The 26,841-nt window shown below is 65.5% G+C and carries 22 protein-coding genes and 5 pseudogenes; 12 read left to right on the forward strand and 15 right to left on the reverse strand.

All coding sequences use genetic code 11. From position 1 onward, the window contains the following. The first annotated feature begins 131 nt into the window (after window positions 1-131). Both MMSP_RS04310 and MMSP_RS04315 read left to right on the forward strand, forming a co-directional pair. Window positions 132-1,181 (forward strand): ABC transporter permease, encoded by a 1,050-nt coding sequence (locus MMSP_RS04310; protein WP_036426149.1) that lies wholly within the window; start codon window positions 132-134, stop codon window positions 1,179-1,181. 3 nt (window positions 1,182-1,184) lie between these two features. Next, window positions 1,185-2,177, forward strand: a complete 993-nt coding sequence (locus tag MMSP_RS04315; protein WP_020785625.1) for an ATP-binding cassette domain-containing protein — start codon at window positions 1,185-1,187, stop codon at window positions 2,175-2,177. A 21-nt stretch (window positions 2,178-2,198) separates the two neighbouring features. Here MMSP_RS04315 and MMSP_RS04320 read toward each other — a convergent pair whose 3' ends face one another. From MMSP_RS04320 to MMSP_RS04340, 5 genes and pseudogenes are all read right to left on the reverse strand, one after another. Further along, window positions 2,199-3,149 carry a PHB depolymerase family esterase gene (locus MMSP_RS04320; protein WP_036426153.1) on the reverse strand — a complete coding sequence of 317 codons (951 nt, stop codon included), beginning with the start codon at window positions 3,147-3,149 and terminating at the stop codon, window positions 2,199-2,201. 83 nt (window positions 3,150-3,232) lie between these two features. Further along, window positions 3,233-4,531, reverse strand: coding sequence for an acyltransferase (locus MMSP_RS04325; protein WP_020785627.1), 1,299 nt, complete (start codon window positions 4,529-4,531; stop codon window positions 3,233-3,235). A 128-nt stretch (window positions 4,532-4,659) separates the two neighbouring features. Continuing rightward, a complete protein-coding gene (locus MMSP_RS04330) occupies window positions 4,660-5,037 on the reverse strand; it encodes a hypothetical protein (RefSeq protein ID WP_036427085.1) in 378 nt (125 codons plus the stop codon). Between the two features lie 56 nt (window positions 5,038-5,093). Then, a pseudogene (locus tag MMSP_RS04335) lies at window positions 5,094-6,313 on the reverse strand (sulfotransferase). Beyond that, the gene (locus tag MMSP_RS04340) at window positions 6,310-7,407 is read right to left on the reverse strand and encodes a DUF1214 domain-containing protein (RefSeq protein ID WP_020785630.1); all 1,098 of its coding nucleotides are present in this window, start codon (window positions 7,405-7,407) and stop codon (window positions 6,310-6,312) included. Before MMSP_RS04340 ends, MMSP_RS04335 begins: the two are co-directional and overlap by 4 nt. 62 nt (window positions 7,408-7,469) lie before the next feature. Between MMSP_RS04340 and MMSP_RS04345 the strand changes: the two genes are divergently transcribed. Beyond that, a complete protein-coding gene (locus tag MMSP_RS04345) occupies window positions 7,470-8,063 on the forward strand; it encodes a TetR family transcriptional regulator (RefSeq protein WP_012392219.1) in 594 nt (197 codons plus the stop codon). 63 nt (window positions 8,064-8,126) lie between these two features. Here MMSP_RS04345 and MMSP_RS04350 read toward each other — a convergent pair whose 3' ends face one another. Next, a complete protein-coding gene (locus MMSP_RS04350) occupies window positions 8,127-8,957 on the reverse strand; it encodes an alpha/beta fold hydrolase (RefSeq protein ID WP_020785631.1) in 831 nt (276 codons plus the stop codon). A 60-nt stretch (window positions 8,958-9,017) separates the two neighbouring features. Here MMSP_RS04350 and MMSP_RS04355 point away from each other — a divergent pair, with 60 nt between their 5' ends. The 3 genes and pseudogenes from MMSP_RS04355 to MMSP_RS04365 all read left to right on the forward strand — a co-directional run bounded on the left by MMSP_RS04355 (window position 9,018) and on the right by MMSP_RS04365 (window position 11,322). Beyond that, window positions 9,018-9,623 (forward strand): TetR/AcrR family transcriptional regulator, encoded by a 606-nt coding sequence (locus MMSP_RS04355; protein WP_020727702.1) that lies wholly within the window; start codon window positions 9,018-9,020, stop codon window positions 9,621-9,623. A 110-nt stretch (window positions 9,624-9,733) separates the two neighbouring features. Beyond that, window positions 9,734-10,358: pseudogene (locus tag MMSP_RS04360) on the forward strand (hypothetical protein). A gap of 355 nt (window positions 10,359-10,713) precedes the next feature. Next, the gene (locus tag MMSP_RS04365; RefSeq protein WP_020727704.1) at window positions 10,714-11,322 is read left to right on the forward strand and encodes a TetR/AcrR family transcriptional regulator; all 609 of its coding nucleotides are present in this window, start codon (window positions 10,714-10,716) and stop codon (window positions 11,320-11,322) included. Window positions 11,323-11,372: 50 nt separating this feature from the next. On the opposite strand, the pseudogene MMSP_RS04370 reads toward MMSP_RS04365, so the two are convergent. Beyond that, window positions 11,373-12,353 (reverse strand): annotated as a pseudogene (locus tag MMSP_RS04370) (PHB depolymerase family esterase). A 36-nt stretch (window positions 12,354-12,389) separates the two neighbouring features. On the opposite strand from MMSP_RS04370, the gene MMSP_RS04375 reads away from it, so the two are divergent. Beyond that, window positions 12,390-12,839, forward strand: a complete 450-nt coding sequence (locus MMSP_RS04375; RefSeq protein ID WP_020785636.1) for a MarR family winged helix-turn-helix transcriptional regulator — start codon at window positions 12,390-12,392, stop codon at window positions 12,837-12,839. Between the two features lie 44 nt (window positions 12,840-12,883). Here MMSP_RS04375 and MMSP_RS04380 read toward each other — a convergent pair whose 3' ends face one another. Then, the gene (locus MMSP_RS04380; RefSeq protein ID WP_020785637.1) at window positions 12,884-13,690 is read right to left on the reverse strand and encodes a PaaX family transcriptional regulator C-terminal domain-containing protein; all 807 of its coding nucleotides are present in this window, start codon (window positions 13,688-13,690) and stop codon (window positions 12,884-12,886) included. Window positions 13,691-13,734: 44 nt separating this feature from the next. Here MMSP_RS04380 and MMSP_RS04385 point away from each other — a divergent pair, with 44 nt between their 5' ends. Further along, window positions 13,735-14,934 (forward strand): SRPBCC family protein, encoded by a 1,200-nt coding sequence (locus MMSP_RS04385; RefSeq protein WP_020785638.1) that lies wholly within the window; start codon window positions 13,735-13,737, stop codon window positions 14,932-14,934. 28 nt (window positions 14,935-14,962) lie between these two features. On the opposite strand, the gene MMSP_RS04390 is transcribed toward MMSP_RS04385, so the two are convergent. Genes MMSP_RS04390 through MMSP_RS04400 form a run of 3 tightly spaced genes read right to left on the reverse strand, consistent with a single transcriptional unit; the run spans window position 14,963 to window position 18,442 of the window. Next, window positions 14,963-17,332: a cation-translocating P-type ATPase gene (locus MMSP_RS04390; protein WP_020785639.1), complete on the reverse strand. Its 2,370-nt coding sequence runs from the start codon at window positions 17,330-17,332 to the stop codon at window positions 14,963-14,965. A 10-nt stretch (window positions 17,333-17,342) separates the two neighbouring features. Beyond that, window positions 17,343-18,233 carry a hypothetical protein gene (locus MMSP_RS04395; RefSeq protein ID WP_020785640.1) on the reverse strand — a complete coding sequence of 297 codons (891 nt, stop codon included), beginning with the start codon at window positions 18,231-18,233 and terminating at the stop codon, window positions 17,343-17,345. Continuing rightward, window positions 18,230-18,442, reverse strand: a complete 213-nt coding sequence (locus MMSP_RS04400) for a heavy-metal-associated domain-containing protein (RefSeq protein ID WP_036426156.1) — start codon at window positions 18,440-18,442, stop codon at window positions 18,230-18,232. Before MMSP_RS04400 ends, MMSP_RS04395 begins: the two co-directional genes overlap by 4 nt. Before the next feature lie 200 nt (window positions 18,443-18,642). Between MMSP_RS04400 and MMSP_RS04405 the strand changes: the two genes are divergently transcribed. Beyond that, window positions 18,643-19,116 (forward strand): SRPBCC family protein, encoded by a 474-nt coding sequence (locus MMSP_RS04405; RefSeq protein WP_015354047.1) that lies wholly within the window; start codon window positions 18,643-18,645, stop codon window positions 19,114-19,116. Between the two features lie 23 nt (window positions 19,117-19,139). Here MMSP_RS04405 and MMSP_RS04410 read toward each other — a convergent pair whose 3' ends face one another. The 3 genes from MMSP_RS04410 to MMSP_RS04420 form a co-directional block, all read right to left on the reverse strand. Further along, on the reverse strand, window positions 19,140-19,703 hold the full coding sequence (locus MMSP_RS04410; RefSeq protein ID WP_015354048.1) for a pyridoxamine 5'-phosphate oxidase family protein: 564 nt from the start codon (window positions 19,701-19,703) through the stop codon (window positions 19,140-19,142). Window positions 19,704-19,776: 73 nt separating this feature from the next. Then, complete coding sequence (locus tag MMSP_RS04415) at window positions 19,777-20,751, reverse strand: LLM class flavin-dependent oxidoreductase (protein ID WP_020785642.1); 975 nt, start codon at window positions 20,749-20,751, stop codon at window positions 19,777-19,779. After that, window positions 20,748-21,410 carry a TetR/AcrR family transcriptional regulator gene (locus MMSP_RS04420; RefSeq protein WP_020727713.1) on the reverse strand — a complete coding sequence of 221 codons (663 nt, stop codon included), beginning with the start codon at window positions 21,408-21,410 and terminating at the stop codon, window positions 20,748-20,750. The genes MMSP_RS04415 and MMSP_RS04420 overlap by 4 nt, the downstream gene beginning before the upstream one ends. Window positions 21,411-21,559: 149 nt before the next feature. Here MMSP_RS04420 and MMSP_RS04425 point away from each other — a divergent pair, with 149 nt between their 5' ends. The 3 genes and pseudogenes from MMSP_RS04425 (at window position 21,560) to MMSP_RS04435 (ending at window position 25,767) form a co-directional block, all read left to right on the forward strand. Further along, window positions 21,560-22,189, forward strand: coding sequence for a TetR/AcrR family transcriptional regulator (locus MMSP_RS04425; RefSeq protein ID WP_020785643.1), 630 nt, complete (start codon window positions 21,560-21,562; stop codon window positions 22,187-22,189). A gap of 102 nt (window positions 22,190-22,291) precedes the next feature. Then, a pseudogene (locus MMSP_RS04430) lies at window positions 22,292-24,093 on the forward strand (flavin-containing monooxygenase). Further along, window positions 24,090-25,767, forward strand: a pseudogene (locus MMSP_RS04435) (flavin-containing monooxygenase). The pseudogenes MMSP_RS04430 and MMSP_RS04435 overlap by 4 nt, the downstream one beginning before the upstream one ends. Here MMSP_RS04435 and MMSP_RS25625 read toward each other — a convergent pair. Next, window positions 25,651-26,808, reverse strand: a complete 1,158-nt coding sequence (locus MMSP_RS25625) for a Zn-dependent alcohol dehydrogenase (protein WP_020785647.1) — start codon at window positions 26,806-26,808, stop codon at window positions 25,651-25,653. The pseudogene MMSP_RS04435 and the gene MMSP_RS25625 overlap by 117 nt on opposite strands. Window positions 26,809-26,841: the final 33 nt, after the last annotated feature.

Genomic DNA, 26,841 nt, shown 5'->3' on the forward strand with positions numbered 1-26,841 from the left:
GATCGGGCGCGCTCGCCGCGCGGGATCCGGCATGCCGACGCCGCAATCGCGCCGGTCGGTTGGCGCTGCCGGGCCTGGGTGGCCTCAACAAAACATGGTCCCCGACGATGCGACGTTGGTAGGTTCTGGGAATGCTCTTCGGGGCGTTGAGCGACATGCAATGGAGAAAGCGCCGCCTGGTCATTGCGATTATCAGCACCGGAATTATCTTCGGGATGACGCTCGTCATGACCGGGCTGGCAAATGGTTTCCGGGTGGAGGCGCAGCACACCGTCGATTCCCTCGGTGTCGACGTTTTCGTGGTCAAAGCCGGCGCGGCCGGGCCGTTTCTGGGCTCGATTCCATTTCCCGACGTTGACGTGGCGCGGGTGGCCGCCGAGCCCGGCGTCGTGGCCGCGGCGCCGCTGGCCAGCATGGGCACGATCATGAAGGAAGGCAAGTCAACCCGAAACGTCACGGCTTTCGGTGCACCGGAGCACGGACCGGGCATGCCCGAGGTATCGGACGGGCGAGCGCCGTCCAAACCGGACGAGGTCGCGGTATCCAGCACGCTCAACCGGCATATCGATGACACCCTGCAGCTCGGAGCGCACAAGCTGCGGATTGTCGGCATCGTGCCCAACTCCACGGCGCTGGCCAAGATCCCCAACATTTTTCTGACCACCGAGGGCCTGCAGCGGGTGGCCTACAACGGGCAACCGATGATCACGTCGATCGGGATCGACGGCTCGCCCCGAGAGCTCCCGGAGGGCTACCAGACCTACGACCGGGAGGGCGCGGTCAACGACCTGATACGTCCGCTGAAGGTCGCCGTGAATTCAATTTCGATCGTGGCGGTCTTGCTGTGGATTGTGGCGGTGCTGATCGTCGGATCGGTGGTGTATCTCTCCGCGCTGGAGCGCATGCGCGACTTTGCGGTGTTCAAGGCGATCGGCACGCCAACGCACTCGATCATGGCGGGACTGGCGTTGCAGGCGCTGGTCGTCGCGGTGCTTGCCGCTGTTGTGGGTGTCGTCCTGTCGAAACTGCTGGCTCCGTTGTTCCCGATGATCGTCGCGGTGCCTGGCGGGGCCTATCTGGCGCTACCGGTGGTGGCAATCCTGATCGGCCTGCTGGCCAGCGTCGCCGGACTCAAGCGGGTGATGACCGTGGATCCCGCACTCGCGTTTGGAGGTCCTTAGCCGGTGGGCGATCTCAGCATTCAGGACCTGGTAGTCGAGTACTACAGGGGTGGATATGCCCTTCGGCCGATCAATGGTTTGAACCTCGACGTGGAGGCCGGGTCTCTGGTCATCCTGCTCGGTCCGAGTGGATGCGGGAAGACAACGTTGCTGTCTTGCCTGGGCGGCATTCTGCGACCCAAGTCCGGGGCGATCAAGTTCGAGGACATCGATATCACCACGCTCGAAGGTACGGCGCTGGCGAAATATCGGCGAGACAAGGTGGGCGTCGTCTTTCAGGCGTTCAACCTGGTGCCGAGCCTGACCGCGCTGGAGAATGTGATGGTTCCGCTGCGTTCGGCCGGGATGTCACGTGCTGCGGCACGGGCGCGCGCCGAGGAGTTGTTGAAGCGCGTCAACCTCGAGGAGCGGATGAAACACCGGCCCGGGGACCTCAGCGGAGGGCAACAGCAGCGCGTCGCGGTTGCGCGCGCGATCGCGCTGGACCCGCCGCTGATCCTGGCCGATGAACCGACCGCACACCTCGACTTCATCCAGGTAGAGGAAGTGCTGCGGCTTATCCGCGAGCTCGCCGATGGTGACCGAGTGGTCGTGGTGGCCACCCACGACAGCAGGATGCTGCCGATGGCCGACCGTGTTGTGGAGTTGACGCCCGATTTCGCGGAGACCAACCGGCCGCCCGAAGTCGTCGAATTGAAGTCCGGGGACGTGCTGTTTGAACAGAGCACGATGGGCGACCTCATCTATGTCGTATCGGCGGGTGAGTTCGAAATCGTGCACGAATTAGCTGACGGCGGCGAAGAATTGGTCAAAGTTGCCGGGCCCGGAGAATATTTCGGCGAGATGGGGGTGCTGTTTCACATGCCGCGTTCGGCAACGGTGCGGGCCCGCACCGACGCGACGGCCGTCGGCTACACGGCGCAGGCGTTTCGTGAGCGGCTCGGTATCGGCGGTATGCGCGACCTGATCGAGCACCGCGAGCTTTCCAGCGACTGATTCGGCGACGGAGCTGGCGGGTCAGCGCCGGTGCCCGGCGAAGAACTGCCAGATGGTGTCGGTCGCGTCCAACGCCGTCGACGGTTCGGGAAGACCGAGTCTCTCCAGCAGGGGGCCGCGCGTACCGCCGGGCCATTGATGGCCCGCCCCGGCCACCGAGATCAATTCCACGGTGTGGCCGTCTGCGCATTCGGCGGTCACGGTTGTCACCACGCCCGCAGTGCTCGAGATGGGCGGTCCACATGCGTCGATGGCGCGCCAGGTCGCGTTCACCGAAGGCACCGACGGGCCATCCACCCGTGGCGATCCGTTGATTTTCACCGCTTTGCCGGGGCCGCCGTCATAGGGGACGCTCTGGTCTGCCGTGCCGTGGATTTGCGGCACCGAGGTCGGCCGCGCGCGTGCGCAATCGGTCACCAGCGTGCCGGCCACCGGTGCGATCGCGGCGAAGATATCCGTTTGGCAACCCAACCGCAGCGCCATCATGGCGCCGTTGGACATGCCGGTCGCGTAAACACGCGCGGAATCTATCGGGATCTGTTTTCCGATCGCGGCAACCATGGCGGTGAGGAATCCGACGTCGTCGACATTGTTGCGCTGGGGCAGGCCGCAGCAGGTTCCAGCGTTCCAGGCCCGGTGCAGACCGTCGGGATAGGCGACCAGGAAGTGCTGCTGATCTGCCTTGTCGTTCCAGTGGTACGCGCGCTCGGCCTGCGCACCGTTGCCGAAACCGCCGTGCATCATCACCACCAGTGGGACCGCGCCGGTCAATCCCTGCGGCCGGTAGAGATTGAACGTCCGTTCGGCGCCATCCCACTGGATGCTCTGAGTGGACCGGCCCACCGGGATCGTCGCGGGTGCGGGCGCTCCAGTCGCATGCCCACCCGCGGAACATCCGCCCGTCCAGACGACGAGCGAGCCGAGGATAACCGCGCTCAACACCCGAAGGATGCGAGCGGTTTCACGCGCCATCAACTCATGGTGACAGCCCTCTGCCGGAATGACAAGTAGCTTGTCAATCAAGCGAGGGGCTGGCTTCCAGGCGGGGCCGTTCCTTACCGCGGGAGTCGCGCCACGGCCAGGATCCGAGCGGCCACCAGGGCGGCGACCGTCACTGCGATGCAGGCAAGTCCGTCGTCCTTGAGGCCCCACTTCACCGACGCCAGGATGGCCGCCCCGGCCACACACAGCAGTACGCCGACCCCCGCGCCGCGCCAGACCGAGGTGATGGCAGGTGCGCCGTCCCAGCCGGGCAGCGGATTGTTCTCCAGCGGCCGCAGCGCAACGAACAGCGCTGCCACCGCACCACACATGATCAACAGTTGGGCAGCGCTGATCACGGCGAAGCCCGGCTCGCCGGGATAGCGGGGAGCTCCCAATCCGTCGAAGAGCAGGTGCACGCCCAGCAGGGCTGGCATATGCCACAGGTACAAAGTCATGGCTCCGGAGTTGCCGATCGCCGCCAACCACCAGACCCGCGGGCGCCGAGCCCATCGGGCGATTGCCGGTGCCGCCACAACAGCCAACGCGCTCAGAATGATTGCGTGACCGGCCAACAACAGTGAGGGAGGGCTCATGTTGGGCAGCCGCTGGCCTTCGATGCCAACCAGGCTCAGCTCGTAAGGGCCCCAGCACAGCAACGCGACGTTGGTGGCCAGAAATATCGCGGCGGTGCCGATCGCGCGGGCTCGTGTCAGCAATCGGCGGCGATAGGCCACGCCGAACATGGCGGGAATGAGCCAGACCGCGAGGTTGAGGTATCCGAGCGATGGTCCGGCGCTGCAGTGCAGTCGGACGGCGTCGACGGCCGCGATCATGGCGTAGACCGCGGTTACGCTGGCGGCCAGGCGCGCCGTGCTGGTGATTCGAGATAGCACCGGCATCGCCGCCAGCACCAGCACGTAGGCGCCGAGAAACCACAGCAATTGGATGCTCACACCGGCGACCGGCTCGTAAACGTGCTGGGGCAGTAGCGGATAGAAGATGACCAGCGCCACCGCCCAAAAGCTCAGGTAATAGAAAACCGGTCGAAACAGCCGCGCGGCGCGCTTCATCAGCCAGCCGCCCCAGTTCGTTCCGGGTCGCCAGGACGGGACACACGCCGCCGCACCGGCGAAAAAGAACAACGGCATGATCTGAAAAATCCAGGTCAGAGCCTGAAACGTGGTCGAGGTGGTCAGCAGGTTGTCCCAGCGGAGGACTTCACCGCGGATGACGCTGGTCGCCATCACCGTATGGCCCACGACCACGCCGACCAAGGCCGTGATGCGGATGACGTCGATGGCGCGGTCACGGTCGGCCGGGGTGCGTTCGGCAAGTTCGGCGGGGCTGGGAAAGCCCGTCAGCGATGTCATGCCTGAAGCATCACGGGTGGGCCGGGTGGACCGCTTGGGTAGTTCTACTCGTCTTACCCGGGTAGGGCTACCCGAATGGTGGGCGCAACAGTGCTGCCGGGTGAGCTATCTGGCTGGGGGCCAACGATTTACATCGAACGCTGCAGCGTCAGGCTGAACAGCAGGTAGCCGATGCAGAGCAGGAAGTTCAATGCGACGATAACCATGCCCAGCGAGAGCAATGCATGCCGGCACTTGCGCTGCAACCGGTGTAATTGCGCGACGCGTTTTTCACGGGTTATTTGGATGGCGATCAACGCAAAACTGATATTCGTCATTTCGCTATCCGAGGCGGGCATGCCGGCGTGCATCTCCCGAAGACGCTGCGGTGAGATCCTCACGCCCACCCCGGCGAATCGACGGCTCAGCCGTCGCGCCTGGCTGCGGCCGAATAAGTGATCGCGCATCGGCAGCTGATGCGAGAGTCTCCGTCGTTCGTCGCCCCACGGGTTCGACGAGGTCGTCACAAGCCGGAATTCTATGCCGTTTCGGTCCCTTATAGGGAGCGCCGCGCCAAATTTCTTCACGCCATTTGTGAATTACCGCAATTGCTCGGTGGGTACCCCAGGCTCCGGCGTTCCCTGGTGGGTACCCCATAGCGGTCTTGATACGGACGCACCCGGTCGCGAACGACGCTGGCGTCCAGGCCGGTATCCGACCAGGTGTACCGACCCCGCCCGCCATCACCGGGATGAGCCCTCAGGAAGTCACGCATGCGTTGTTCGGTTTCCGGCGCCAGCTCGCGGCCCAGCTTGCGATATACGCCCCTGATCGTGTTCCAGGGGTCATTAACGAAGTCGGTGTAGAGCACGTCGATCACCTGGCCGCCGGGGGGGCGCCACCGGCGCGCAGCGCCATCTCCCGGTCGAGGCCGACCACGATTTCCTCGTAGCACTGGGCCGCGCATTCGGCGATGCTGGATTCGTCGCTGGCCATCCGGCGCAGGTGATGGGTCAGCGCCGCGATTGAGGAGATGACGTTGAGTGGGTCACGGTGTGTCTGCACGATCAACGCGTCGGGGTACTCGGCCAATAGCGCATCCAGCTGCCACAGATGCGCGGGCGATTTGAGCAGCCACTGGCCCCAGACGCCGGATTGAAGGTGTTGCAGAAAGATTCGATGGAATCGGTAGGCGCCGCGGTGGTCCGCCTCGTACAGCAGCCAGCGGTAGTAACTGGGTAGCCGGTACTGCACCGAATAGATCATGCTGGTGAATTCGCTGGCCGTGATGCGGACGCACTCCTGTCCGACCTGTGCGCCCATCGGGTGAAAGGACAGGAAGCCGGGAATGATCTGCTCGGAGAGTTCGATGCTGGCCTTTGTCTGCGCGATTCGTGGATCGCTGAGATACGTCTCGGGCGCGGGGACCGGACACGGCGCATCGACTTCCCAGGTCAGCGGTGCCCGAAGGTCGGGGTCCTGGGCGAGCAAGTCGTAGAGAATCGTCGTTCCGGTGCGGGGCTGGCCGACGATGACGATGGGCTGATCGATTGCCTTCGTGGCGATTTCGGGGTGCTGGCGGCGCCACGCGATGACGCCGAGGCGGTTACGCAATGCGCGCATCAGGTCCAGGTGGGCGATCTCGACGCCGATAGCCGACAACCGCGCCTCGTGGATCAGTGCGTCGGTGACCCGCTGCAATCGGTCTTGCCACCCGTCGGCGCCGAAGTCGTCGCTTCCGGCTTCCTCGCAGGCGGTGGCGATCAGGCGTTCGGGCTTGAACCGATCCTGCGGCATGCTCATGCCCGCTGCTCCCGGTGGCGTACCGACACCTCGACGTCGGGCGCTTGGGGATTGTCCAGCCAGCGCAGGATCACGAACCCCCGATGCCGGCCACCGGTGTCGAGCCAATGTCCAAAACCGAAGTCCTGCTCGGAAATTGCAATACGCACCCGGCCATCCGCGCCGGCACGTACCGCCCGATTGGTCACCGAGCTGTGCCTGCTGTCCGGCTCCAGACATTCGTGCCAGATGCTTTCCAGCGCGACACTCCAGTACCGCGTTTCCGGTGGCTCGAAGTCCAGCACCAGGGCCTGCCCCGGTGCTAGCCGGAAGGTCCCGATCATGTACAGGTTGTCCGGGGTGGTGTCGGCGGCGCCAAGATCGGCGGCCTGGGCGGTCAGTAGGGTGTTGGGGTGGTCGAGCAGTTCGGGCTTGATGGTGCGGTGCAGCGTGGTGAGCTTCATCAAGGACCACGCCAGTGCCGTGAACTGTCCCGCAAGTTCGTCGTCGGTTGGTGGCGACGCCGGGGCTGGGTCGAAGGCCTCGATGCGCATTTTGGCCAGCTCTTCGTGGCTGCGATCGCCGACGTACTCCCGGACGACGATCGCCGATGCGTCGTCGGGGATTTGCACCCACTGCCCGCCGCCGAGCTCGCCGGGTTCCAGCGCCGAAAGCAGCAGCGTGAATTCACCAGACTGCAGCGCTAAGTCGGCGTCGCTGAGGTAGCCGGCCATTCGCCGGGGCGTGAGTCCGGTGCCGGCCAGTATCTGTATTCCCAGGTAACAACTGGTGCCCCGGGTACCGGTGATCCGGTAACGGTGGTCGCCGCGGATCATCGCCAGAAAGTAGTTGCCCTCCGGGTTGGGGCCGCCAATCATGCGGTTCGGCGGACACATATCGAAGAACACGGGCCGGGCGGGGTCGGACTCCACCGACATTTGCGCGCATAGCGACGACACCCGGGCGATGACCCGCAGTCCTTCCAGGAGTTCCGGCTCGGACTCGGCGTCCTCGGTCACGATCTTGGTGACGTCTGCGAGCATCCGCTGAAAGAACTGCCACGCGGCAAGCGCCTGGGGGGCATCCGCGACAGGCCTGGCGAGGTGGTGAGACATAGTGTCACAATAAGACTATGTCTCACACATTCGGTAGTGGTTCGCGTGAATATAGTGGGCGAATGTCTCCGCCACCCGCAGCCACCTCGCTTGCCGAGCGCAAGCGCACCGCGACCCGCCAGCGCATTGCCACGGCCGCGGCGCAGCTGGTTGCCGATCTGGGGTTGGCCGCGGCAACGGTGGAGCGCATCGCCGATACCGCCGACATCAGCCGGGCGACCTTTTTCCGTTATTTCAACTCCAAAGAAGACGCCGTCGCAGAAGGCATGACAGCGCACTGGCTGGACCGGATCGCTACCGCTCTGGCGGCACAACCCGAGCATCTGAGCGCCGTCGAGGCGGTCGTTGGCGCCTTCGGTGGGCTCGCCGTCGGATTTGCCGAGATGGAAGATCAAGTACGCGAATTGGCAACGCTTACCCGGTCTTCGGAAACGTTGGAAGCCTGGACGCTGCACATCTATGTGCGGTACGAATCGGCGATCGCCGACTTGATTGCACCGCGGATACCCAATTTGGTACCCCAAGACCCGAGGCCGCGGCTGGTCGGTGCGTTGGCGATGGCCGTGGTGCGCATCGCGCTGGATGACTGGCTTGGTCAGGGTGGCTCGCTGCCGGATCGGGTGCAACAGGGGTTGGCGGCGATTGTCATCGCGTGAATGGCGTCCAACCGGGCGCCGGTTGCGGTGCTGGATCGTCGTCAGTCCCCAGCGCGTTGCGCCCTAGGTGCGTACGGCCACCGCTGATAGCAGATCGGCCAATCGATCTGGCCGGTCGAGCATCGAAAACGTCCTGGCCCCCTCGATGAGCTCGAGTCGGGCGTTCGGGATGGTGGCGGCGAGGAGCCGGCCGTCCTCGAGTGCAAAGAACTTGTCGTCGGCCGACCAGGCGATCAGGGCGGGCTTGCTGAACTCGGGCAGCCGCGCGGCGACGCCCCTGGTGACGTCGGTATGCAATGACAGGGTTAGCTGACGCAGGTCTTCGGCGATCGCCGGATTCGAGAGCGCCGGTTGTACCCAGCGCTGCGCCAGCTCATCGATGTCGGCGTGGGCAAGGTCGCCGTAGGCGCGCCGGCGGGCCGCCGGCGACCGCATGGTTTGAATAGCGGCCCGAAACATCTTCTTGGACTTGGCTGCCAGGATCACCGGCTTGAGAATCGGTGGCGGAAAGTGTTCGAAAGCATCGCAACTGGTGAGCACCAGCGCGCCAAGACGCTCGGGATGATGCACCGCCACCAACTGTGCGACGACCCCACCGGTGTCGTTGCCTACCAGCACCACATCATGCAGGTCCAGGGTTGCCAGCACATCGGCGACCAGGTCACCCACGCCGGTGATCGATCGGTCGGCATCCGGACCCAATGCCCTCGGGTGTGCGCCAAGGGGCCAGGTCGGCGCGAAGCAACGCAAGCCCCGCTCGGCAAGCCGTTCGCTGACCTGGTGCCATAGCTGGCCACCCATCAGGTACCCGTGCACGAATATGACCGGTCTGCCGTGTTCGGGTCCGGTTACTTCGTAATGGATGGTTCCGGCGTTAATGTCGATCGTCGGCATGGATGACTCCCATTTCGATACACTTACAAACACGCTGCCGGTAACTTACCAACAGGTTGTATGGAAATCAAGAGACGCACGCAAGAGGAGCGCTCCGCGGCTACCCGCGAGGCGCTGATCACCGCTGCTCGCAAGCTGTGGGGCAGTCGCGGCTATGCCGAGGTGGGGACGCCGGAGATCGCCGCGGAAGCCGGCGTCACCCGCGGCGCCATGTACCACCAATTCGCTGACAAGGCAGCGCTATTCGGTGAGGTCGTCGAGGCGGTGGAACAGGACGTGATGACGCGGATGGCTACCTCGGTGGCTACCTCGGGGGCGGCCACGCCCGCCGACGCGATCCGTGCTGCCGTCGATGCCTGGCTGGAGGTGTCTGGCGATCCAGAGGTGCGTCAGTTGATCCTGTTGGACGCACCCGCGGTGCTAGGCTGGGCGGGCTTCCGCGATGTCGCACAGCGCTACAGCCTGGGCATGACCGAGCAGTTGATCACCGAGGCCATCCGGGCGGGCCAGCTGGATCGCCACCCGGTGCGGCCACTGGCTCATGTGTTGATCGGCGCGCTCGACGAGGCGGCAATGTTCATTGCGACGGCCGATGATCCCAAGCGTGCCCGCCGCGAGAGCCGACAGGTGTTGCGTCGGCTGATCGACGGCATGCTGAACGACTAGCAGCTGGCATTCGGGCGCGCTCGGCCATTCCGGCCGCGGCGAACCACGGTCGCGCGCTGCACCCGGGTGGGTACGCTAGCCCGGATCATCGGCCCACCCTGGGGGAATCAATGGCATTTCGAATCGGCATGAATATCGCGGCCTGGGTGCTGTGCGCCGGCGCGGTCGTGGGTGCGCCCCCGGTGCAGGCCGCACCCGGCGCCGTCTTGCCCCCGATCCCATCCACGGGTGGCGGGCCGATCATCGGTGGCGGTGATGAGGCTGCCCAGAGCCGCATCGCGCGACAACTCATGAGCGTGGGTAATGCCGATGTCCAAGAGGGTGATGGCGCGGACGCGGCCTCGTTCATCATGGACTCGGCGCAGGTGGCCGACTCACGCCTGGCTTCCGCATTCGCCCCCCTGCAGCGCGCGTTGGGATGTCAGAAGGTCAACACGTCATTTGGGGCCCGTGCCTACCGGCGCAGCGATGGCGGGTTGGGGGGGGGGGGCGATGCTCGTCATCGCCGAGAGCGCTACATCGGACATGCAGGCGCTGACCGGTTGCATCCGGTCCGTCTGGCCCGCGGCAACCGCCGGTGGATCCAACGCGATGTGCGCCCACGGATGGACCTATCCGACGTCAGGGCAAGACCACCGCCCTGAGACTTACCACATCCTGCTGGCCGGCACCGCCGCCGACTTCTGTGCCAAGCTCGACGAGGACTACGCAAATTTCGCCACCAACTGGCCGTGAGCACTCACCGCTGGTGGTAAGCCGTCCGAAGCGGCGGGGCGTTTCACGCATCGGGCGGGGAGTCCGCCGGCATCGCCGGGGTAATGCCCGTGGCCAGACCACATCGTCGACGTCTCACCTTGTTTGCTCTGGAATCAATGTCCAATGAATATCGTGGGTGCCAGGACGTCCAAGTATGGCCAGCTCGCGCGTTCGCTTCGTGGCCACCCGCACGCCGGTTAGCTGCAGGTTTATCGAGGATCTGGACACGTCGCGGGGGTTCGTGGCTGCGGGTTGCCGCAGCATAGGTATGCCTTCGTGTTATTCATCATGTCGCGCTATGCTCACCCAATGCTTTGCTCGGAGGTGATGTTCGGTGGCGCGTAGGCGCGGATGGAATGGAGCGCCGCCGGCCTCGGACGAAGAGGCATCGCGGCGCATTGTCGACACGGCGGTGAGGCTGATCGCCGAGACCGGATCCGATGTCAGTCTCGCCCAGGTCGCAGCGTCTCTGGGGGTCATCAGGCAGACGGTCTACCGCTACTATCCGACCGCAGATGCGCTCATGCGCGCGGCGGCAATCGCATCGGTGGACGGCTTTCTTGATCGGCTCACCGAAGCCGTGCGCGGCATGCGCGATCCCGCGGAGGCGATGGCCGAAGCGGTGATGTTTACGCTGCGCGACGTGGTGCGCACGCCCCATCTCGGCATTCTGATCGCGCAACCGTACGCCCACACACACCCGGAAAATCTCACCTCCGAAGAGGCACAGGTATTCGGGGTGCGGATGCTGGAGCGTTTCGACGTCGACTGGGCGGAGTATGGATTCGCCGACGAGTCGGCCAGGCACGACCTGGTGGAGTTCCTTCTGCGGGTGTTGCTGTCATTCTTTGTCGCGCCCAATGTGCCCAGTCGCTCCGATGATGAGCTGAAAAGCTTTATCAGGCGGTGGGTCGGCGGCGCCATCCTGGCGCAGAAGCGCTGACCCGGGCTGCCAATGTGCCTACGGTGAGAAGCTAAGCGCTGTAAGCCTTTTCACAGGTGGGCCTGACTGAAGAACTGCCAGATGGTGGCGGTCGCGTCCAGCGCCGTCGACGGTGGCGAGATGCCGGCGATCGTTTCCAGGACGGGTTTGGACCTGCTACCGGGCCACTGGTGGCCGGCTCCGGCCACCGAGATCAATGTGACCCTGCGTGCGTCGGTGCAGGAAGCGGTTTGGGTTGTCACGACTCCGGAAGTGGTTGAGGTCGGCGGTGCGCACGCATCAATGGCGCGCTAGGTGGCATTGACCGCGGCCGCTGAGGGGCCGTCGACACGCGCAGTGCCGTCGAACGAGCGGGCCGCGCCCGGCCCGCCGTTGTATGGGACGCGATCGTCGGCGGTGCCGTGGATTTGCAGCACCGATGTGGGCCGCGCGTGGGCGCAATCGGTCAGCAGCGTGCCGGCCACGGGAGCGATCGCCGCGAACTTGTCGGACTGGCAACCCAACCGAAGCGCCATGATGGCGCCGGCCGACATGCCGGTGGCGTAGACGCGTGCCGGATCGATCGGGGTCCGGCGCTGGATGGTCGCGACCATATCGGTGATGAATCCGACGTCGTCGATGTCGAAGCTCTCCGGCGCGCCACAGCAGGTGCCGCCATTCCAGGCGCGCAGCACACCGTTGGGGTATGCGACCACGAAACCGTCGGTGTCGGCCTGACTGTTCCAGTGGTAGTCGCGCTGGGCCTGCGCGCCATCACCAAAACCGCCGTGCAACATCACCACAAGGGGCGCCGCGCCGGTTAAGCCACGCGGACGGTACACCCGATAGATCCGGAAAATCCCGCCCGAGTTGAGGATCTGAACCGACCGTCCGGCCGGGATCGGGAAATCGGGCGTTGCCGATAGCCGCGTGCCGACTACGCAGGTGTTGGCCAAGAAGATCAAGGCGGCCAGCAGGCACACGTTGACTACCCGAGCGCATCGAACCGCCACGGCCACATGGTGACACCCAGCCGCATACTTGACAAGCATCTTGTCATTAGTGTCGTGAATGGCAGACTCGGTGTCATGCGACGTGTTCTGGATGCGGCGTGGGAGCCCACGGTGCCGGCCCTGATGCAATTGGTCGCGGCCACAGCGGCTCCCCAGTTGAGGTCGGCGTTCGCCGCGGCCGGACTCGATGGGATCCGGCCGGCACAAGCGATCGGCCTCGTTCCACTGGCGGGCGGGGGCCTGCATGCGTCGGACCTGGCCGACCGGCTTGGGGTGAGTAGGCAGGCGGTGGCCCAGGCGGTAGCCGCACTGGAACGCCACGGGTATGTCCTGCGGGCGCCGGACCCGGCTGACGCTCGTGCGCGAATCATCGAGTTGACGCCACGGGGCCGCCAGGCGCTTCGGGTGATGCGCGCCAACGCGCTCGATGCGCAGCGGCGGTGGCAAAAGATCCTGGGACCGCAACGATTGGGCGAGCTTCGGGAGACGCTGCAGCTCCTGCTCGATGCGGAGTCCGGGGCGTAGGGGCCGCCGGTGCTGCGGCGCAAAGGCCGTGCCGGCCACTGGGTTCAACGAAACGCGTGACTCATCCGCCGCTTGAATGCCTCGTCGAGGCGCAGGTAGGTGCTGTGCAATGGGTGCCCGGGCCAGTCGTCGCCGATCAGCTCCGCCGGTAGCAATGGGTCGCGTTGGAGGTGGCGGACCACCGCGATCGACAAAGCGAACTGGTAGCTGGAACGTTGCGCCGAAACGTCGCGGCTACTCCGGTCCAGTTCGGCATCCATCGCCTGGATGAGGGTCAGGGCATCGGCCGCCCACTCGTCGAGGGAGAACAGGCTGCTGGCCTTGTCGGCGCTGATATCGGTAGCGGCGCCATGAAAATGGATGCACTGGCGGTCCAGCACCGACCGGGAGATCGGAAGACGTTGCGGGTCAAGGTTATCCGGACGTATCCAGACGCCTTCGCGCAGCTCCGCGAGGTGCAGAGCCATGGCTGCCTTTCTGAGCTCGAGGCGATCGGCCGCGGAGCGGCGATCCAGCGAGACGACCGCCAGTTCCCAGGTTCGGTCCCAGGAGCCAACGGCTGTGTCAGCGATCCGAGACGCCTCGTCGACACGCTGCCGCCGCTCCAGCAGGTGCCCGGCGAGCGCATAGCTGCCTTCGCCGCTGGTCAGTTCGCCGCTGCTGACCATCCGCCAGAGGCAGGTGCGGGCGGCGCCGTCGCTGATGCCGAACAGGGAGGCCACCGCCACCAACTCGGCCACCGTGAGGCGGGCCTGGTCGGCGCCCAGCAATGCCGATGCGAGCACCGAACGTGCGCTGAGCGGCCGGTTGCCGATCAGCCGGCGTACTCGGGCCGCGGACGTCGGGGACACCTAACCTCCATATCACCGAATTGTTGACGCATGATTTCCACAGTGTGATACTGGCATACGTGAGCTCGCCGACGAAGCCGTTGGTTGCCGAGGATGCAGAGATCGTCCGGCGCGTCCTTGCCCATATCGATGCCGGGACCACCGACGAGGGCGAGGCTTGGCGCGAGCCGGTCGAAAACTACGTCAGTCCAGAGCGCTTCGCCGCCGAGTTACGGTTGCTGCGCGGCATGCCGAGTGTGTTCGTGCCGTCGGCCGCGATCCCGAACAACGGCGATCACGTGGAACGGACCGCCTTCGGGGTGCCCCTGTTCGCGGTGCGCGGGGCCGACGGGCGAGCGCGGGTGTTCCGCAATGCCTGCCGGCATCGCGGCTTTGCTCTGGTGGAGAACGCCGGCTGTTCTCATGCGCTGGTATGCCGCTACCACGGTTGGATATACCGTCTGGACGGGTCGTTGTCGCACGTCCCGCACGCGGAGGCCTTCCCCGACCTGGACATGTCCGCGCGTGGCTTGGTCGAGGTGGAAAGCCACGAGGTGGACGGGCTCATCGTGATTGGTCCACTCGACCCCGTGGACGCTGGCCTGATCGAGGACGAGGGAGCGATCGGCTGGCTGACCGACGGTAGTCCCTGGCGGGCGAAGCTCGTCCCGGCCGAGCGCCTGATTGTCGTTGAATCAACGCTGCGGGAGATCAATTGGAAGGTGCTCGTAGAGCAGTTCCTAGAGGGCTACCGTATCCGGTCGACCCACAAAGACACGTTCTTTCCCGTCCAGTACGACGATCTCAATGTGGTGGAGGCATTCGGGCCCAACACTCGTATCACCTTCCCGTACCGCAATATTGAACGGCTCCGAGACCGTCCGGAGCACACCTGGACCACGGGTGCCAGGGTGACGTATTTGTATCAGCTGTTCCCCAACGTCATGTTGGCGACGTTCCCGGATGTGATCGCCATGGTCGTGATCGATCCGGTGAGCGTCGATCGCACCGCCGTGACCATCTATTCGATGGTCACCCCCGATGTCGCCGAGCGTGATTCGCTCGACGCGTCGAGCAACTTGGCCGGCGCGGGCAGCTTCATCGGGCAGGGCCTCTCCGAGGACAACGAGATGTCCGAGGGCGTTCAACGTGGCCTCGCCGCCGGAGCAAACGCTTTCGTCGAGTTCGGTCGGCACGAGAGTGCGGTTGGACGTTTCCATGCCGCCCTCGGTAGGCGGTTGGCTCGGTTGACCTCCGCCGGGTGACGTTTCGAGGCGGCCGTGCCGAAGGCGGCTATCGTGGGCAACCGGAGGGTTCGCCGGGCAGCGTTGAGAGTTCGGCAGGCGATTCCGGTGTGGCGTCCCATCGCGTCGGACTGCCCGTGGCTGGCGGTGCGTCCGTGATGACGCTGGTGAAGGAGCGCAACCGCAGGCTGTTGCTCACCACGAACACGCTGGAGAACGCCATCGCGGCACCGGCGAGCATCGGATTGAGCAGACCGAAAGCGGCCAACGGGAGCGCGGCGACGTTGTAGCCGAAGGCCCAGAACAGGTTGGTCTTGATGGTGTTCAGGGTCCGCCGGGAGAGCCGGATCGCGTCTGCTGCGGCACGCAGGTCACCGCGCACCAGGGTGAGATCGGCGGCCTCGATCGCCACATCGGCGCCGGTGCCCATCGCCAGTCCCAGATCCGCGGTGGCCAACGCGGCTGCGTCGTTGACGCCGTCGCCCACCATCGCGACGATCTTGCCTTCGGACTGCAGGCGCCTGACCGCGGCAACTTTGCCCGCTGGCAGTACATCGGCGATGACCTCGTCGATACCGACCTCGTCGGCGATGTGGCGCGCCACCGTTGGGTTGTCACCGGTTAGCAGCACCGGGGTTAGCCCCAGCCGTTTGAACTCCCGAATGGCCGCAGCGCTGGTGGGTTTGACGGTGTCGGCGATCACCAGGATGGCGCGCGCCCGACCGTCCCAACCCACCGCGACCGCCGTCTTGCCCTGGCTCTCGGCCCGATCCTTGGCCGCTGCCAGGTCCGGGTCGAGGTGCTGTGCCCAGTCCGCTAGCAGGCTGGCGCGTCCAACGATGACGGCGTGCCCGTCGATAATGCCCCGAACCCCTTGACCTTCGGTGTTGGCGAAGTCCGCCGGCTCGGGCAGCGTGCCCAGTTCTGCCCTGGCGCTCTTGACGATTGCCGCCGCGATGGGGTGTTCGGAGGCGGCCTCGAGCCCGCCCGCGTAACGCAGCGCCGTTGCGCGGTCGGTGTCGGGCACGGTGATCACCTCGAGCAGGGTCATCTTGCCGGTCGTCACGGTTCCGGTCTTGTCCAGCACGATTGTGTCGACTCTGCGGGTGGACTCGAGCATTTCGGGCCCCTTGATGAGGACCCCCAGCGCGGCCGCGCGCCCGGTGCCGACCAGCAGTGCGGTCGGAGTCGCCAGTCCCAGCGCGCACGGGCAGGCGATGATGAGCACGGCCACCGCGGCGGTCAGCGCCGCGCTGACCGGATAGCCCGCGCCGAGCCACACACCCAGTGTGGTCACGGCGATGGCGATGACGATCGGCACGAATACCCCGGAGACGCGGTCGGCGAGCCGTTGCACGTCGGCTTTGCCCGATTGGGCGGCCTCGACGAGCTTGGCCATCTGCGCCAGCTGGGTGTGCTCACCGACCCGGGTGGCGCGCACCACGAGGCGCCCGCCGGCGTTTGTGGTGGCGCCGGTGACGGTGTCCCCCGGGCCGACCTCAACCGGGACGGACTCCCCGGTGAGCATCGACGCGTCCACCGCCGAAGAGCCGGCGACGACGGTGCCGTCGGTGGCGATCTTTTCGCCCGGGCGCACCACGAACTCGTCGTCGACGGTGAGTTCTTGCACGGGGACCCGGATCTCGGCGCCGTTGCGCAATACCGCTACGTCTTTGGCGCCGAGCTCGAGTAGCGCCTGCAAGGCGGCGCCCGCGCGCCGCTTGGAGCGCTTCTCGAAATACCGGCCCGCCAACACGAACGCGATCACCCCCGCGGCCACCTCGAGATAGATGTTGGATGCGCCGTCACCGGGTGTGATGGTCAGCTCGAAGGGGTGGCGCATCCCGGGTTCTCCGGCCGTACCCAGGAACAGGGCGTACAACGACCACAGGAACGCCGCGAGGGTCCCAACCGAGATCAAGGTGTCCATGGTGGCGGTGCCGTGCTTGAGATTGACCCACGCGGCTTGGTGGAAAGGTCGGCCCGCCCACACGATGACCGGCGCGGCCAGCGCCAGCGAGGCCCACTGCCAGTACCGGAACTGCAGGGCGGGCAGCATCGCCATCAGGATCACCGGGCCGGCCAGCACAACCGCGCCGACCAATCGACCGCGCAGCGACGCCAGCTCGGGGTCGACGCCGTGCGTGTCCGTTGTTGCCGCCGCCGCGGGCTGTTGCCGGTGCTGCGGCAAAGCCGCTGCGTAGCCTGCCTTCTCGACCTCGGTGATCAGGATCTGCGGGTCATACCCGGCCGGGGCAGTGACGGTGGCCCGCTCGGTCGCGTAGTTGACGGTCGCGCTGACACCGTCGAGCTTGTTCAACTTCTTCTCGATGCGCATCGCGCATGACGCGCAGGTCATCCCGGCGATGTCCAGCTCGACGTTGCTCAGTGTGGCCGGCAAACCGGTCGTCTTGGGCATGGTGTGCTCCTTACTGATGTGTTGCTGGATGGCTGGATTGCTCTGCGGCGCAGCGCACGAACTGGGCGGTGTGCACTCGCCCGTTCACCTGGAAGTCGAGGTAGAGTAGGTAGCGGCCCGGGGTGGGCGGTTCGGTGGTGAAGGCAATCTGGGCCGGGCTAGCCGATCCGGCCGACGCCGCGCCATTCTCGGGATGTGCATGCAGATACGCCAGGTCTCCCTCGCGCAGCACCACCAGATGTCCGTATGCACCGAGGTAGGGCTGCAGGGTCGTGACCGGCTGGCCGTCCCGGGTGACGGTTGCGATCAGCCGTGACGGTGACTGGGCCGTGAACGGGCCGTCGATGGTCACGGTGAACCCGTCGGTCCGGCTGACGTTTGTCGCCGACGGCGGTGGGTCCGGGGTGAACATGCCCCCGACATTGAGCGCATATGTCAGGACCGTGGGGTTGCCGCCTTCCGGGACGAAGTCGGCGAACACCCGATAGGTACCGGCGGCGTTCCATGCCCATGGGATTGACCAGCGGCCCTCGGCGCTCATCGTGGGATGGACATGGCGAAACTCGGTGCCGTCGCTGCGGACCACGATGAGATGAAGTTTCTTGGCGTTCTCGATCGCATACCTCGTCACCGGCACGCCTCCGAGCGACTGGACCCGAAATGACAAGGTGCCCTGCACTCCGACCGCGGGTGGGGCCGCGACGTCGTCGAGCATCAGATCGCCCGCACTGAGAGACACCCCGCGCACCGGTTGCGTCCCAGCCTGGTGACCGGCGTGCCTGGACCGAGCCCAGGACGTCGAGATCGGGTGCGCAATCACCGCACCCCCGACCAGGAATGCCGCGCCGAACAACGCGGCCATGCCCGTCGCGTACAGGGCTAGTCTGGCGCGCGCGCTCATGCGACCAGGACCGCCTGGTAGCCGGCCTCGTCGATCGCACCCAACACCGTCGTCGGATCAATCGGAGCCGACCCTGCAACCAGCAGCCTGCCCGTTCGCGCGCTGACGGCGACCGTGGCGCCGCCCGGGATCTGGGCCACCTCGCTTCGGATGGCGGATTCGCAATGCCCGCATCGCATCCCGGCGACCTGGTACTGGCTGGTGTTCATCACTCTCCCATCTATACCCCCTAGGGGTATATAACCACTCTGTCTATATACACCCCCAGGGGTATATCTGTCAAGGGCTTCGGGCGTGATGTTTTTCCAGCGGGTGTCCCGGGTGTGGAGCGGCTACCGGCCGGTGGCAAGGCAAATGGGCTAGCGGGTTACGTAGGCTGGGGCGAGTTCACGTGACGCGAGGAGAACTGATGACTGTCGTGGTTGTCGATGCGGGCCCTCGTCGGGTCAGTCGTTCCGTCGAAGTGGCCGCTCCCGCGGCCGAGCTGTTCGCAATCGTTGCTGATCCGCGGCGTCACAGCGAACTGGACGGCTCCGGCACGGTTCGCGACAACATCAAGGCGCCGGTGACCCTGGTGGCCGGCACGAAGTTCTCGACAAACATGCGGATGTTCGGCGTGCCGTACCGCATTACCAGCACGGTGACCGCTCTCAAGCCCAACGAATTGGTCGAATGGCGGCATCCGGCCGGGCACCGCTGGAGATGGGAGTTCGAGTCTCTCTCGCCCACGCTCACCCGCGTCACCGAGACCTTTGATTACCACGCGGCGGGTGAGCTCAAGAACAAGCTCAAGTACTACGAGCGGATTGGCGCGTGCAAGGCCAACGCGGCCGGCATCGAAGCAACGCTGGCTAAGCTGCGTGATCGCTACGCCGCGCGATAGGTCAATGACGGCCCCGCCGTCACTCACCGTGATGACGCGGGGTCCGCGGCGTCCCAGGGCACGACTCCCGACACCCAGTGCGTCAGTTGCTCCACCTGGTCGTTTCGGTGCAGGTGTCGTGGCGGCGTCGCGAAGGTGGAGTACGGCCGGCAGCGGATCACGACGCGGTTCTCGCGTTCGCACATCGCCTCGACGCTCGGGCGCGCCTGGGCGTCGAGCGGTTGCCCCGACATCCGGCCGGCAACGGCCATCATGACGTCGACCGCCAGCTCACGGTCCGGATCTAGCATCGCGTCGGCGTAGACCTGCAAATAGGTGAACGGCCAACGCTCGTCGAGGACGCACAAGCTGACCTTGCCGTCGCGCTCGACGACTCTGGCTTTGCCGCGCCCGGCCATGGTGGCCACCAACAGTTCGTCGTCATCGGTGGGGATGTAGTAGACGATCGACATCCCCGGGCCGTCGTTGCGCCGACGGTATCCAAACACACACGTGCGGTGGGTGCGGACGAACTCGCGGCGCTCGGACGGCAGCATGTCGCGGTCGGTAGGTGCCGTGTAGGGCTGCGCTGACAGGGGCAGGAGCATGATGAACCATCCTTGTTCTCGGGTAGGCGGGCCAGGGGTCAGGGCTTCGTGGTGGCGGAGTCGGGAATGTCGGCTACGCGGGTAGCACCTCTTCTGCCAGCAGCCTCAGGCTGCTCCAGCCGACCTCGACAGGCAGCCCTCCGATGAGCGGGTTCATCACGACTTCCTTTCTGCCTCGTTGCAGCTGGCCGACCAGTTGGTCGGGAGTGAGGATCTGCACGTTGTCGAGGCCGCGCAGCTCGGCGATCGAAGCCGCCGGTGCTTCGTTGGGGCGGGGGACATCGGCGCGCTTCCAACCGCTGTACTCGGTGGCCTCGTTCATGATGAAACCGCCGAACCGGGACCAGGCTTCGTCGGGGTCGGCGTGCAATAGCGTTACGGTGCTGCCGTTTTCGGGGTGGTAGACGAATCCCCGCTTGTTACGGCGGGCCAGCTCCTGGTGGTATACGGCCTCGAGTTCGGGCATCGCCATCGGTGGGGAGAACGGCAAGCCGAAGCGCGCGGCCCGGCGGGCCGCCGCAACGCTCACCCCGCCGACGAAAAGGATCGGGTGTGGATGGGTCCGCGGGTTGGGGGTGACATTGATCAGCCGGCCATCGTATTCGAACGGATCATCGCCCCACGCCTGCAACAGCACCGAAAGGCAGTGGTCCATCAGGGCACCCCGGCGCGACCAGTCCTTGCCGGCGGCGTGGTACTCCTGGGGCCGGTAGCCCATGCCGGCCACGAAGCTGAAGCGGCCCTGGGACAGGTTGTCGAGCACGGCGATGTCTTCGGCGGGCCGAACCGGATCGTAGAGCGGGACGATCAGAGCATTGATGCTGATGCGCACGTTTCGGGTGCGTCCGGCCACCGCGGCGGCCAGAATCAGCGGCGACGGCAGCCAGCCGGTCGCGGCCAAGTGATGTTCTTCGGCGCTGACCGCGGTGAACCCGTGGTGGTCGGCATATTCGGCCATGTCGAGCGCGGCGCGATAGCGCTGGGCGTGGTCTGCCGCCGGATCGGCGATGTTGGTCATGTTCAGCCGCAACGCGGTCAGCAAACTCATGTTCGGTGCGTGGCCGTTGGTTTGGCTCCCGCGAACAGTGATCCTCGGAGCAGTTGCTTGGCCGAGTCGAGTGTGACGTCGTAGGACTGCGGACCCAGATTCGCCGCTTGCTCGGTGAGGCCGCGCGTCAGTGCGCAGATGGCGTCCACCGCGGCGCCGGGGGCGATGCCGGCGGACAGCACGCCCCGCCCCCGGGCGTCGTCGACGATTTCGGTGATGACGTCGCGAAGGGCCTTGGAGCCCGGGTAGGTTCGGCGGCCGCCACCGGTCTGGTCGGCATTCTCGGCGCGCACCGCTCGTAGGAACCCGGCCAGGTAGGGATAGTCGCGCATCAACCGTTTCGACTCATCCAACACCGCGTCGAGCCGGTCGACGATGTCATCGGAAGAGGCCGCGGCGGCATGGAGCCGGGGCAAGACGATCTCTTCGATCTCCGTGGCGGTGGCATTGAGTAGCTCCGACTTGTTCGGAAAGTAGTGGTACAAGCTGCCGCTGGTCATGTCGGCCGCCTTGGCGATCTCGCGGATCGACGCCTGGGCGGGGCCGGCCTCGGCCACACAACGCATTGCCGCGGTGATGATCCGTTGACGGGTTTGTTCGCCGCGCGCGCCCACCGGCCGGCCGAGCTGGGATCTCGTCGAGAAGGTGGGGACGGTCATGTCAGGCGGCACTCGCAATCGGGCTGTCGATCACTCACCGCGGCCCCGCGGACGCCGGAAGTCATGATCATTCGAATATATTCGACTATGCCCGCAATGCGCCCACGGCCGATGAATATGCAAGACCCGTTGGTGAGGATCCGACCGCAATGACCCGCCCGCAGCTGGGCCGCCCGGTGGGCGCCAGTGGCGAGGAAACCCGTCAGCGGATCATCGTCGCGACGATGCAGCGTGTCAGCAAAGTGGGATATGCGCGAGCCACCATCCGCGAGATCGCTCGCACCGCGAATGTGACCAGTGCCAGCTTGTACAACTACTTTCCGAACAAGTCCGAGCTGATCAAGGAGACGATCGCGGCCAGGGCCGATGCGGCGATGCCGCGACTGCGGCGGGCCGCCGAAGGCGGCGGCAACATCGTTGATCGCATCGAAGCGGTGCTCGACGAGTGCGGCGAGTTGATCCGGGAATACCCGCAACTGGCCGCCTTCGAGTTCGCCATCCGGGCCGAAGACGGCATCGCTGTGGACGCCCAGGAGGGGAGCGGCCAACTCGGCGAAGTCGGGTTCACCGCGTTTCGAGAAATAATCAGGGGCCTGGTCGAGGATGCCCGGCGCCGGGGTGAGCTTGCCGAGCAGGCCGATACGGCCGGTGCGATAGAGGCGATCTATGCGCTCATCTACGGTCTGACCGAAATGGCGGCCACCCTGCCACTGGACCAATTCCACGCCGCGCTGAGCGCGGCCAAGGGTTTGATCAGGGGCACGCTGTTTCGCTGCTGATGGCCGAACTGGCGATTTGTGGGGCCTCGAATACGTGGTGATCGCTTGATATGATCAAGCGATCACTTATAGGGTCATCTCGCGTAGAGCGGAGTTGAGACCTTGACTGAAACCGTCGGGTGCGCGTTCGACGTTGATGTGTTGCGCCAGAAGTACGCCGAAGAGCGGACGAAGCGGCTGCGTCCCGACGGGATCGCGCAGTACGTGGAAATCGCGGGTGAGTTCTCCCGATTTGGCGAGGATCCCTGGGCGGATGAAGAATTCGCGCGCGAACCCCTGACCGACGAGGTGGACGTGGCGATCATCGGGGCCGGCTTCGGCGGTCTGCTGACCGGTGCACGGCTGCGCCAACTCGGTGTGCAAAGTGTGCGGCTGATCGACCGCGCGGCCGACGTTGGGGGTACCTGGTACTGGAATCGGTATCCGGGGATCGCGTGCGATGTCGAGTCGTATGTGTACATGCCGCTGCTCGAGGAGCTTGGCTACATTCCGACCGAAAAGTACGCCAAGGGCGCCGAGATCTTTGCGCACTGTCAGCGCATCGCTGCGAAGTACGACCTGTACCGAGATGCCTGCCTACAGACCGACGTCCACGAAATCCGCTGGGATGCGGACATATCCCGCTGGATCATTCGGACCAATCACGGGGACCGGATCCGGGCGAGATTCGTATCGGTGGCCAACGGATATCAGGCCAAGCCCAAGCTGCCCGGGATCGCCGGGATCGCCAGCTTTGGCGGCAAGACGTTCCACACCAGCCGGTGGGACTACGGCTACACCGGCCAGGGCTTGCAGAATCTGGCCGACAAGCGGGTCGGCATCATCGGCACGGGCGCGACGGCAGTGCAGTGCGTGCCCCACGTGGCGGCGGCGGCCCAGCAGCTCTACGTGTTTCAGCGCACGCCTTCGTCGGTGGATGTGCGCGCCAATGAACCCACGGATACCGAGTGGGCTGCCACATTACAGCCGGGCTGGCAGCGCAGACGCATCACGAACTTTCAAGTTCTGACCGCCGGAGGGCAGGCATCCGAAGATCTGGTCGCTGATGCCTGGACGAGCATTACCCGCAAGCTTCCCGTGATGCGTCACGACAGCGCCGGCACGACGGACCCGGAGAAACGCTCGCGGGAAATCGAGTTCGCCGACTTCGCCAAGATGGAGGAGATCAGGGCGCGGGTCGATCAGCTGGTGACCGATCGTGCCACCGCGCAAGCACTCAAGCCGTGGTACGGATACTTCTGCAAACGGCCGTGCTTCCATGACGAATACCTGCAGACCTTCAACCGCGACAACGTCACGCTGGTCGATACCGAGGGGCGCGGCGTAGAGCGCATCATCGAGTCCGGCGTGGTGGTCGACTCGGTGGCCTACGAGCTGGATTGCCTGATCTTTGTGACGGGGTTCGAAGTTGGCACCGACTACTGCCGTCGCACCGGCTTCGAACTGATCGGCCGGGACGGCATCACCCTGACCGACCGGTGGCGCGACGGTGTGCGCACCTTTCAGGGACTGTGTGCCAACGGTTTCCCGAACTGCTTCATCGAAAGCATCGCCCAGGCCGGCCTCACGGTGAACTTTCCATATCTGCTCGATGTGCACAGGCCAGTCATGTCGCATGGATCATCGCCTGGGCGCTCGAGCACGGGGTGAGCGAGGTTGAGGCCTCGCCGGAGGCCGAGGCCGCTTGGGTCGAGGCGGTGGTGACCCGTTCGGCGGCGACCGCCGAGCGGGCCAAGACCTGCACCCCCGGCTATTACAACCGCGAGGGGAAGGCGGATGCCAAGACTCGCCAGGGCAGCTTCTTCTTCGGCGCTCCCACCGAATACGCCGACATCCTCGAGACATGGCGGGCCAAAGGGGACCTGGAAGGTCTGGCGATTCGTGGTGCGCAGGTGCCACGATGACCCGGCCGGCGGCCCGGCTACGGTACTTCGCGGGCCGGCTCCGGGCGGCGACCCGGCGTGGGCGCCCACCACGGGTCGTCATCATCGGGGCCGGTTTTGGCGGCATCGCCGCCGCCGTTGCGCTGCGCGGCGCGGGCATTGATGATTTGGTGATTATCGAGGGCGCCGACGGCGTTGGGGGGACCTGGCGTCGCAACACCTATCCGGGAGCCGCCTGCGATATTCAGAGTCATCTGTACTCATTTTCGTTTGCGCCCAACAAATTCTGGAGCCGCACCTATGCTCGGCAACCCGAGATCCTGGCTTACTTGGAATCGGTCGTAGACGATTTCGATCTACGCCGCCACCTGATGCTGAGCGCCATGGTCCGCTCGATCCGCTGGGACGAGGACACGTGGGGGTGGGTCTGCCAGGTGGACCGGGCCGGGGGGGACCGCTATCTTGACCGCCGACGTGGTGGTGTGTGCGACTGGCTTGTTCGGGCCGCGCAAGCTGCCCGACATCGCCGGGCTGACCGATTTCGGTGGCACGTTGATGCACACCGCCGGCTGGGATCACCGTGTCGATTTGACGGGAAAACGGGTGGCGGTGATCGGCACCGGGGCCAGCGGGGTGCAGGTCGTCCCCGAACTGGCGAAGCTCGCTGGGTGCCTGACGGTATTTCAGCGCACCCCACCTTGGATGGTTCCCAAGGACGATCGCCGCTACACCGCAACCGAATTGAGGCAGTTTCGGCGCAACCCGCTGGCAATTCGGCGGACCCGCTGGCAGATCTGGAAGTTCCAGCATGACAACATCGCTACCTTCGCCGATGATCCGGTGGTGACATCGCGCACCCAGATCGCTACCTCCTTCCTGGAGCGCGTCGTCGCCGATGAGCGGCTGCGCCGTGCGCTGACGCCCGGCTATCCGTTCCGTTGTAAGCGAGTGCTGCTGGGTGATGACTTCTACCGGGCGCTACAGCACGACCACGTCGAACTCGTTACTGATCCCATCGAGCGAGTCACCGAGACCTCGGTCGTCACGACTGCCGGGCAAGTCGTAGACGTCGATGCGGTGGTGCTGGCCACGGGATTTGAGACGTCGCGCTACCTGTCGGGCATCGAGGTGATCGGCACCGGAGGGCAGTCCCTACACGAGCGGTGGGGTGATGACCCCGCCGCCTACCTGGGTGCGGCAGTCGGCGGCTTTCCGAACTTCTTCATGCTCTACGGTCCGAACACCAACCAGGGCGGAAACTCGATCGTCTACATACTTGAGGCCGGCGCACGCCTGGTGGCCAGCGCGGCCAGTCGGCTGGCGCGCCGCGGTGGATACCTCGATGTCCGTCCGGAGGCGGAAAGGCGCTACAACGACGAGATCTCCGCGGATTTGGAACGCACGATCTGGACTCAGTGCCAGAGCTACTTCCGCTCACCTTCGGGGCGCATCGTCACCCAGTGGCCGTACACCGAGCTGGAATACGCGCGCCGAACCTGGCGGATCAGGCCACGGGACTGGTTGCACCACAAGGGGGTGTCGCCGGTGGCGCAACGGGGCGGGCCGGGGAGCGCGGCGTCAGCTCAGACTGAAATCGATGACCCCGCGGATCAACTCGCCGGCAACCAGATCGGCGTAGGCGTCGTTGATGCTGTCGAGCGAGTAGCGCTTGGTGATCATCTCGTCCAAGAGTAACTGCCCCGACTGGTACATCGTGGCCAGCAGCGGAATGTCACTCTTTGGGTTGCAAGAGCCAAAGACCGTGCCACACAGCGTCTTATTCATCAGCACGAAGTCTTGAAGACCGACGGCGATGGAGTGCATCGCGGGGTCCGGCAGACCGGTGAGCACGCAGGTTCCGCCCTTGCGGGTCAGCGACAGTGCCGCCGCGACGTCGGCCGGGCCGATCGTGGCGGGGGATACCACGACCACATCCGCCATCACGCCGCGAGTTAGCTTGCGCACCGTCTCAACGGCCTCGTCCGTGGTCGCCGCGGTATGAGTGGCCCCAAAGGTCAGCGCGGATTTGCGCTTGAACTCAACGGGATCGACCGCGATGATGCGGGTCGCTCCCTGGATACGGGCGCCTTGGATGGCCGCTGTTCCGATGCCGCCCGCGCCGATCACCACGGCGATGTTGCCGCCGCGGACCTGAGCGCGTCGTGCCGCCGAGCCATATCCGGTCGGTATCGCACAGGCCAGCAGGGCTGCCGGCACCAGCGGGAACGTCTGATCAATCTTGACCAGCGAATCGGCCGAGACCACCGTATGTTCGGCGAACGCGCCGATCTTGGACACGTGGCCGAGGTCGCGTCCATCGAGGCTGTGATGACGGAACGTACCGCCGGTGGGCATTCCGGGTGCCAAGGTGCCGTATCCGGTATCGCATAGGTATTCCATTCCCGTTGCGCACCAGCGGCACTGGCCGCACACCGCGATGAAAGACGTCACCACATGGTCGCCGGGTGCGAACCGGGTCACCCCCTCGCCGACCTCGAGCACGACGCCGGATCCTTCATGGCCGCCGATGGTCGGGGACATGGTCGGCAGCCCCAAAGAGCGCAGTGTCTCCGGTGGTGGCGCGAGGTTGCCGCGTCGGATGTGTTCATCGGAATGGCACAGTCCGGTCGCGCTCAGTTGCAGCAGCACCTCGCCGGCGCGCGGCGGGTCGAGCTCGAATTCTTCGACGGTCCAGGGGTGACCGTACCCATAAAGGATGGCCGCGCGGCTTCTCATTGAAGGTCGTCCTCCTCTGGCAGGTCGCCTCGA

This window comes from Mycobacterium sp. 012931, from assembly GCF_000419295.1.
In the GTDB taxonomy this organism is placed as follows: Bacteria; Actinomycetota; Actinomycetes; order Mycobacteriales; family Mycobacteriaceae; genus Mycobacterium; species Mycobacterium marinum.

Coding starts and splice junctions, on each gene's coding strand:
- MMSP_RS04310 (WP_036426149.1), top strand. CDS start 132: ATGCTCTTCGGGGCGTTGAGCGACATGCAATGGAGAAAGCGCCGCCTG.
- MMSP_RS04320 (WP_036426153.1), bottom strand. CDS start 3,149: ATGGCGCGTGAAACCGCTCGCATCCTTCGGGTGTTGAGCGCGGTTATC.
- MMSP_RS04325 (WP_020785627.1), bottom strand. CDS start 4,531: ATGACATCGCTGACGGGCTTTCCCAGCCCCGCCGAACTTGCCGAACGC.
- MMSP_RS04340 (WP_020785630.1), bottom strand. CDS start 7,407: ATGTCTCACCACCTCGCCAGGCCTGTCGCGGATGCCCCCCAGGCGCTT.
- MMSP_RS04345 (WP_012392219.1), top strand. CDS start 7,470: ATGTCTCCGCCACCCGCAGCCACCTCGCTTGCCGAGCGCAAGCGCACC.
- MMSP_RS04350 (WP_020785631.1), bottom strand. CDS start 8,957: ATGCCGACGATCGACATTAACGCCGGAACCATCCATTACGAAGTAACC.
- MMSP_RS04355 (WP_020727702.1), top strand. CDS start 9,018: ATGGAAATCAAGAGACGCACGCAAGAGGAGCGCTCCGCGGCTACCCGC.
- MMSP_RS04375 (WP_020785636.1), top strand. CDS start 12,390: ATGCGACGTGTTCTGGATGCGGCGTGGGAGCCCACGGTGCCGGCCCTG.
- MMSP_RS04390 (WP_020785639.1), bottom strand. CDS start 17,332: ATGCCCAAGACGACCGGTTTGCCGGCCACACTGAGCAACGTCGAGCTG.
- MMSP_RS04395 (WP_020785640.1), bottom strand. CDS start 18,233: ATGAGCGCGCGCGCCAGACTAGCCCTGTACGCGACGGGCATGGCCGCG.
- MMSP_RS04400 (WP_036426156.1), bottom strand. CDS start 18,442: ATGAACACCAGCCAGTACCAGGTCGCCGGGATGCGATGCGGGCATTGC.
- MMSP_RS04405 (WP_015354047.1), top strand. CDS start 18,643: ATGACTGTCGTGGTTGTCGATGCGGGCCCTCGTCGGGTCAGTCGTTCC.
- MMSP_RS04410 (WP_015354048.1), bottom strand. CDS start 19,703: ATGCTCCTGCCCCTGTCAGCGCAGCCCTACACGGCACCTACCGACCGC.
- MMSP_RS04415 (WP_020785642.1), bottom strand. CDS start 20,751: ATGAGTTTGCTGACCGCGTTGCGGCTGAACATGACCAACATCGCCGAT.
- MMSP_RS04420 (WP_020727713.1), bottom strand. CDS start 21,410: ATGACCGTCCCCACCTTCTCGACGAGATCCCAGCTCGGCCGGCCGGTG.
- MMSP_RS04425 (WP_020785643.1), top strand. CDS start 21,560: ATGACCCGCCCGCAGCTGGGCCGCCCGGTGGGCGCCAGTGGCGAGGAA.
- MMSP_RS25625 (WP_020785647.1), bottom strand. CDS start 26,808: ATGAGAAGCCGCGCGGCCATCCTTTATGGGTACGGTCACCCCTGGACC.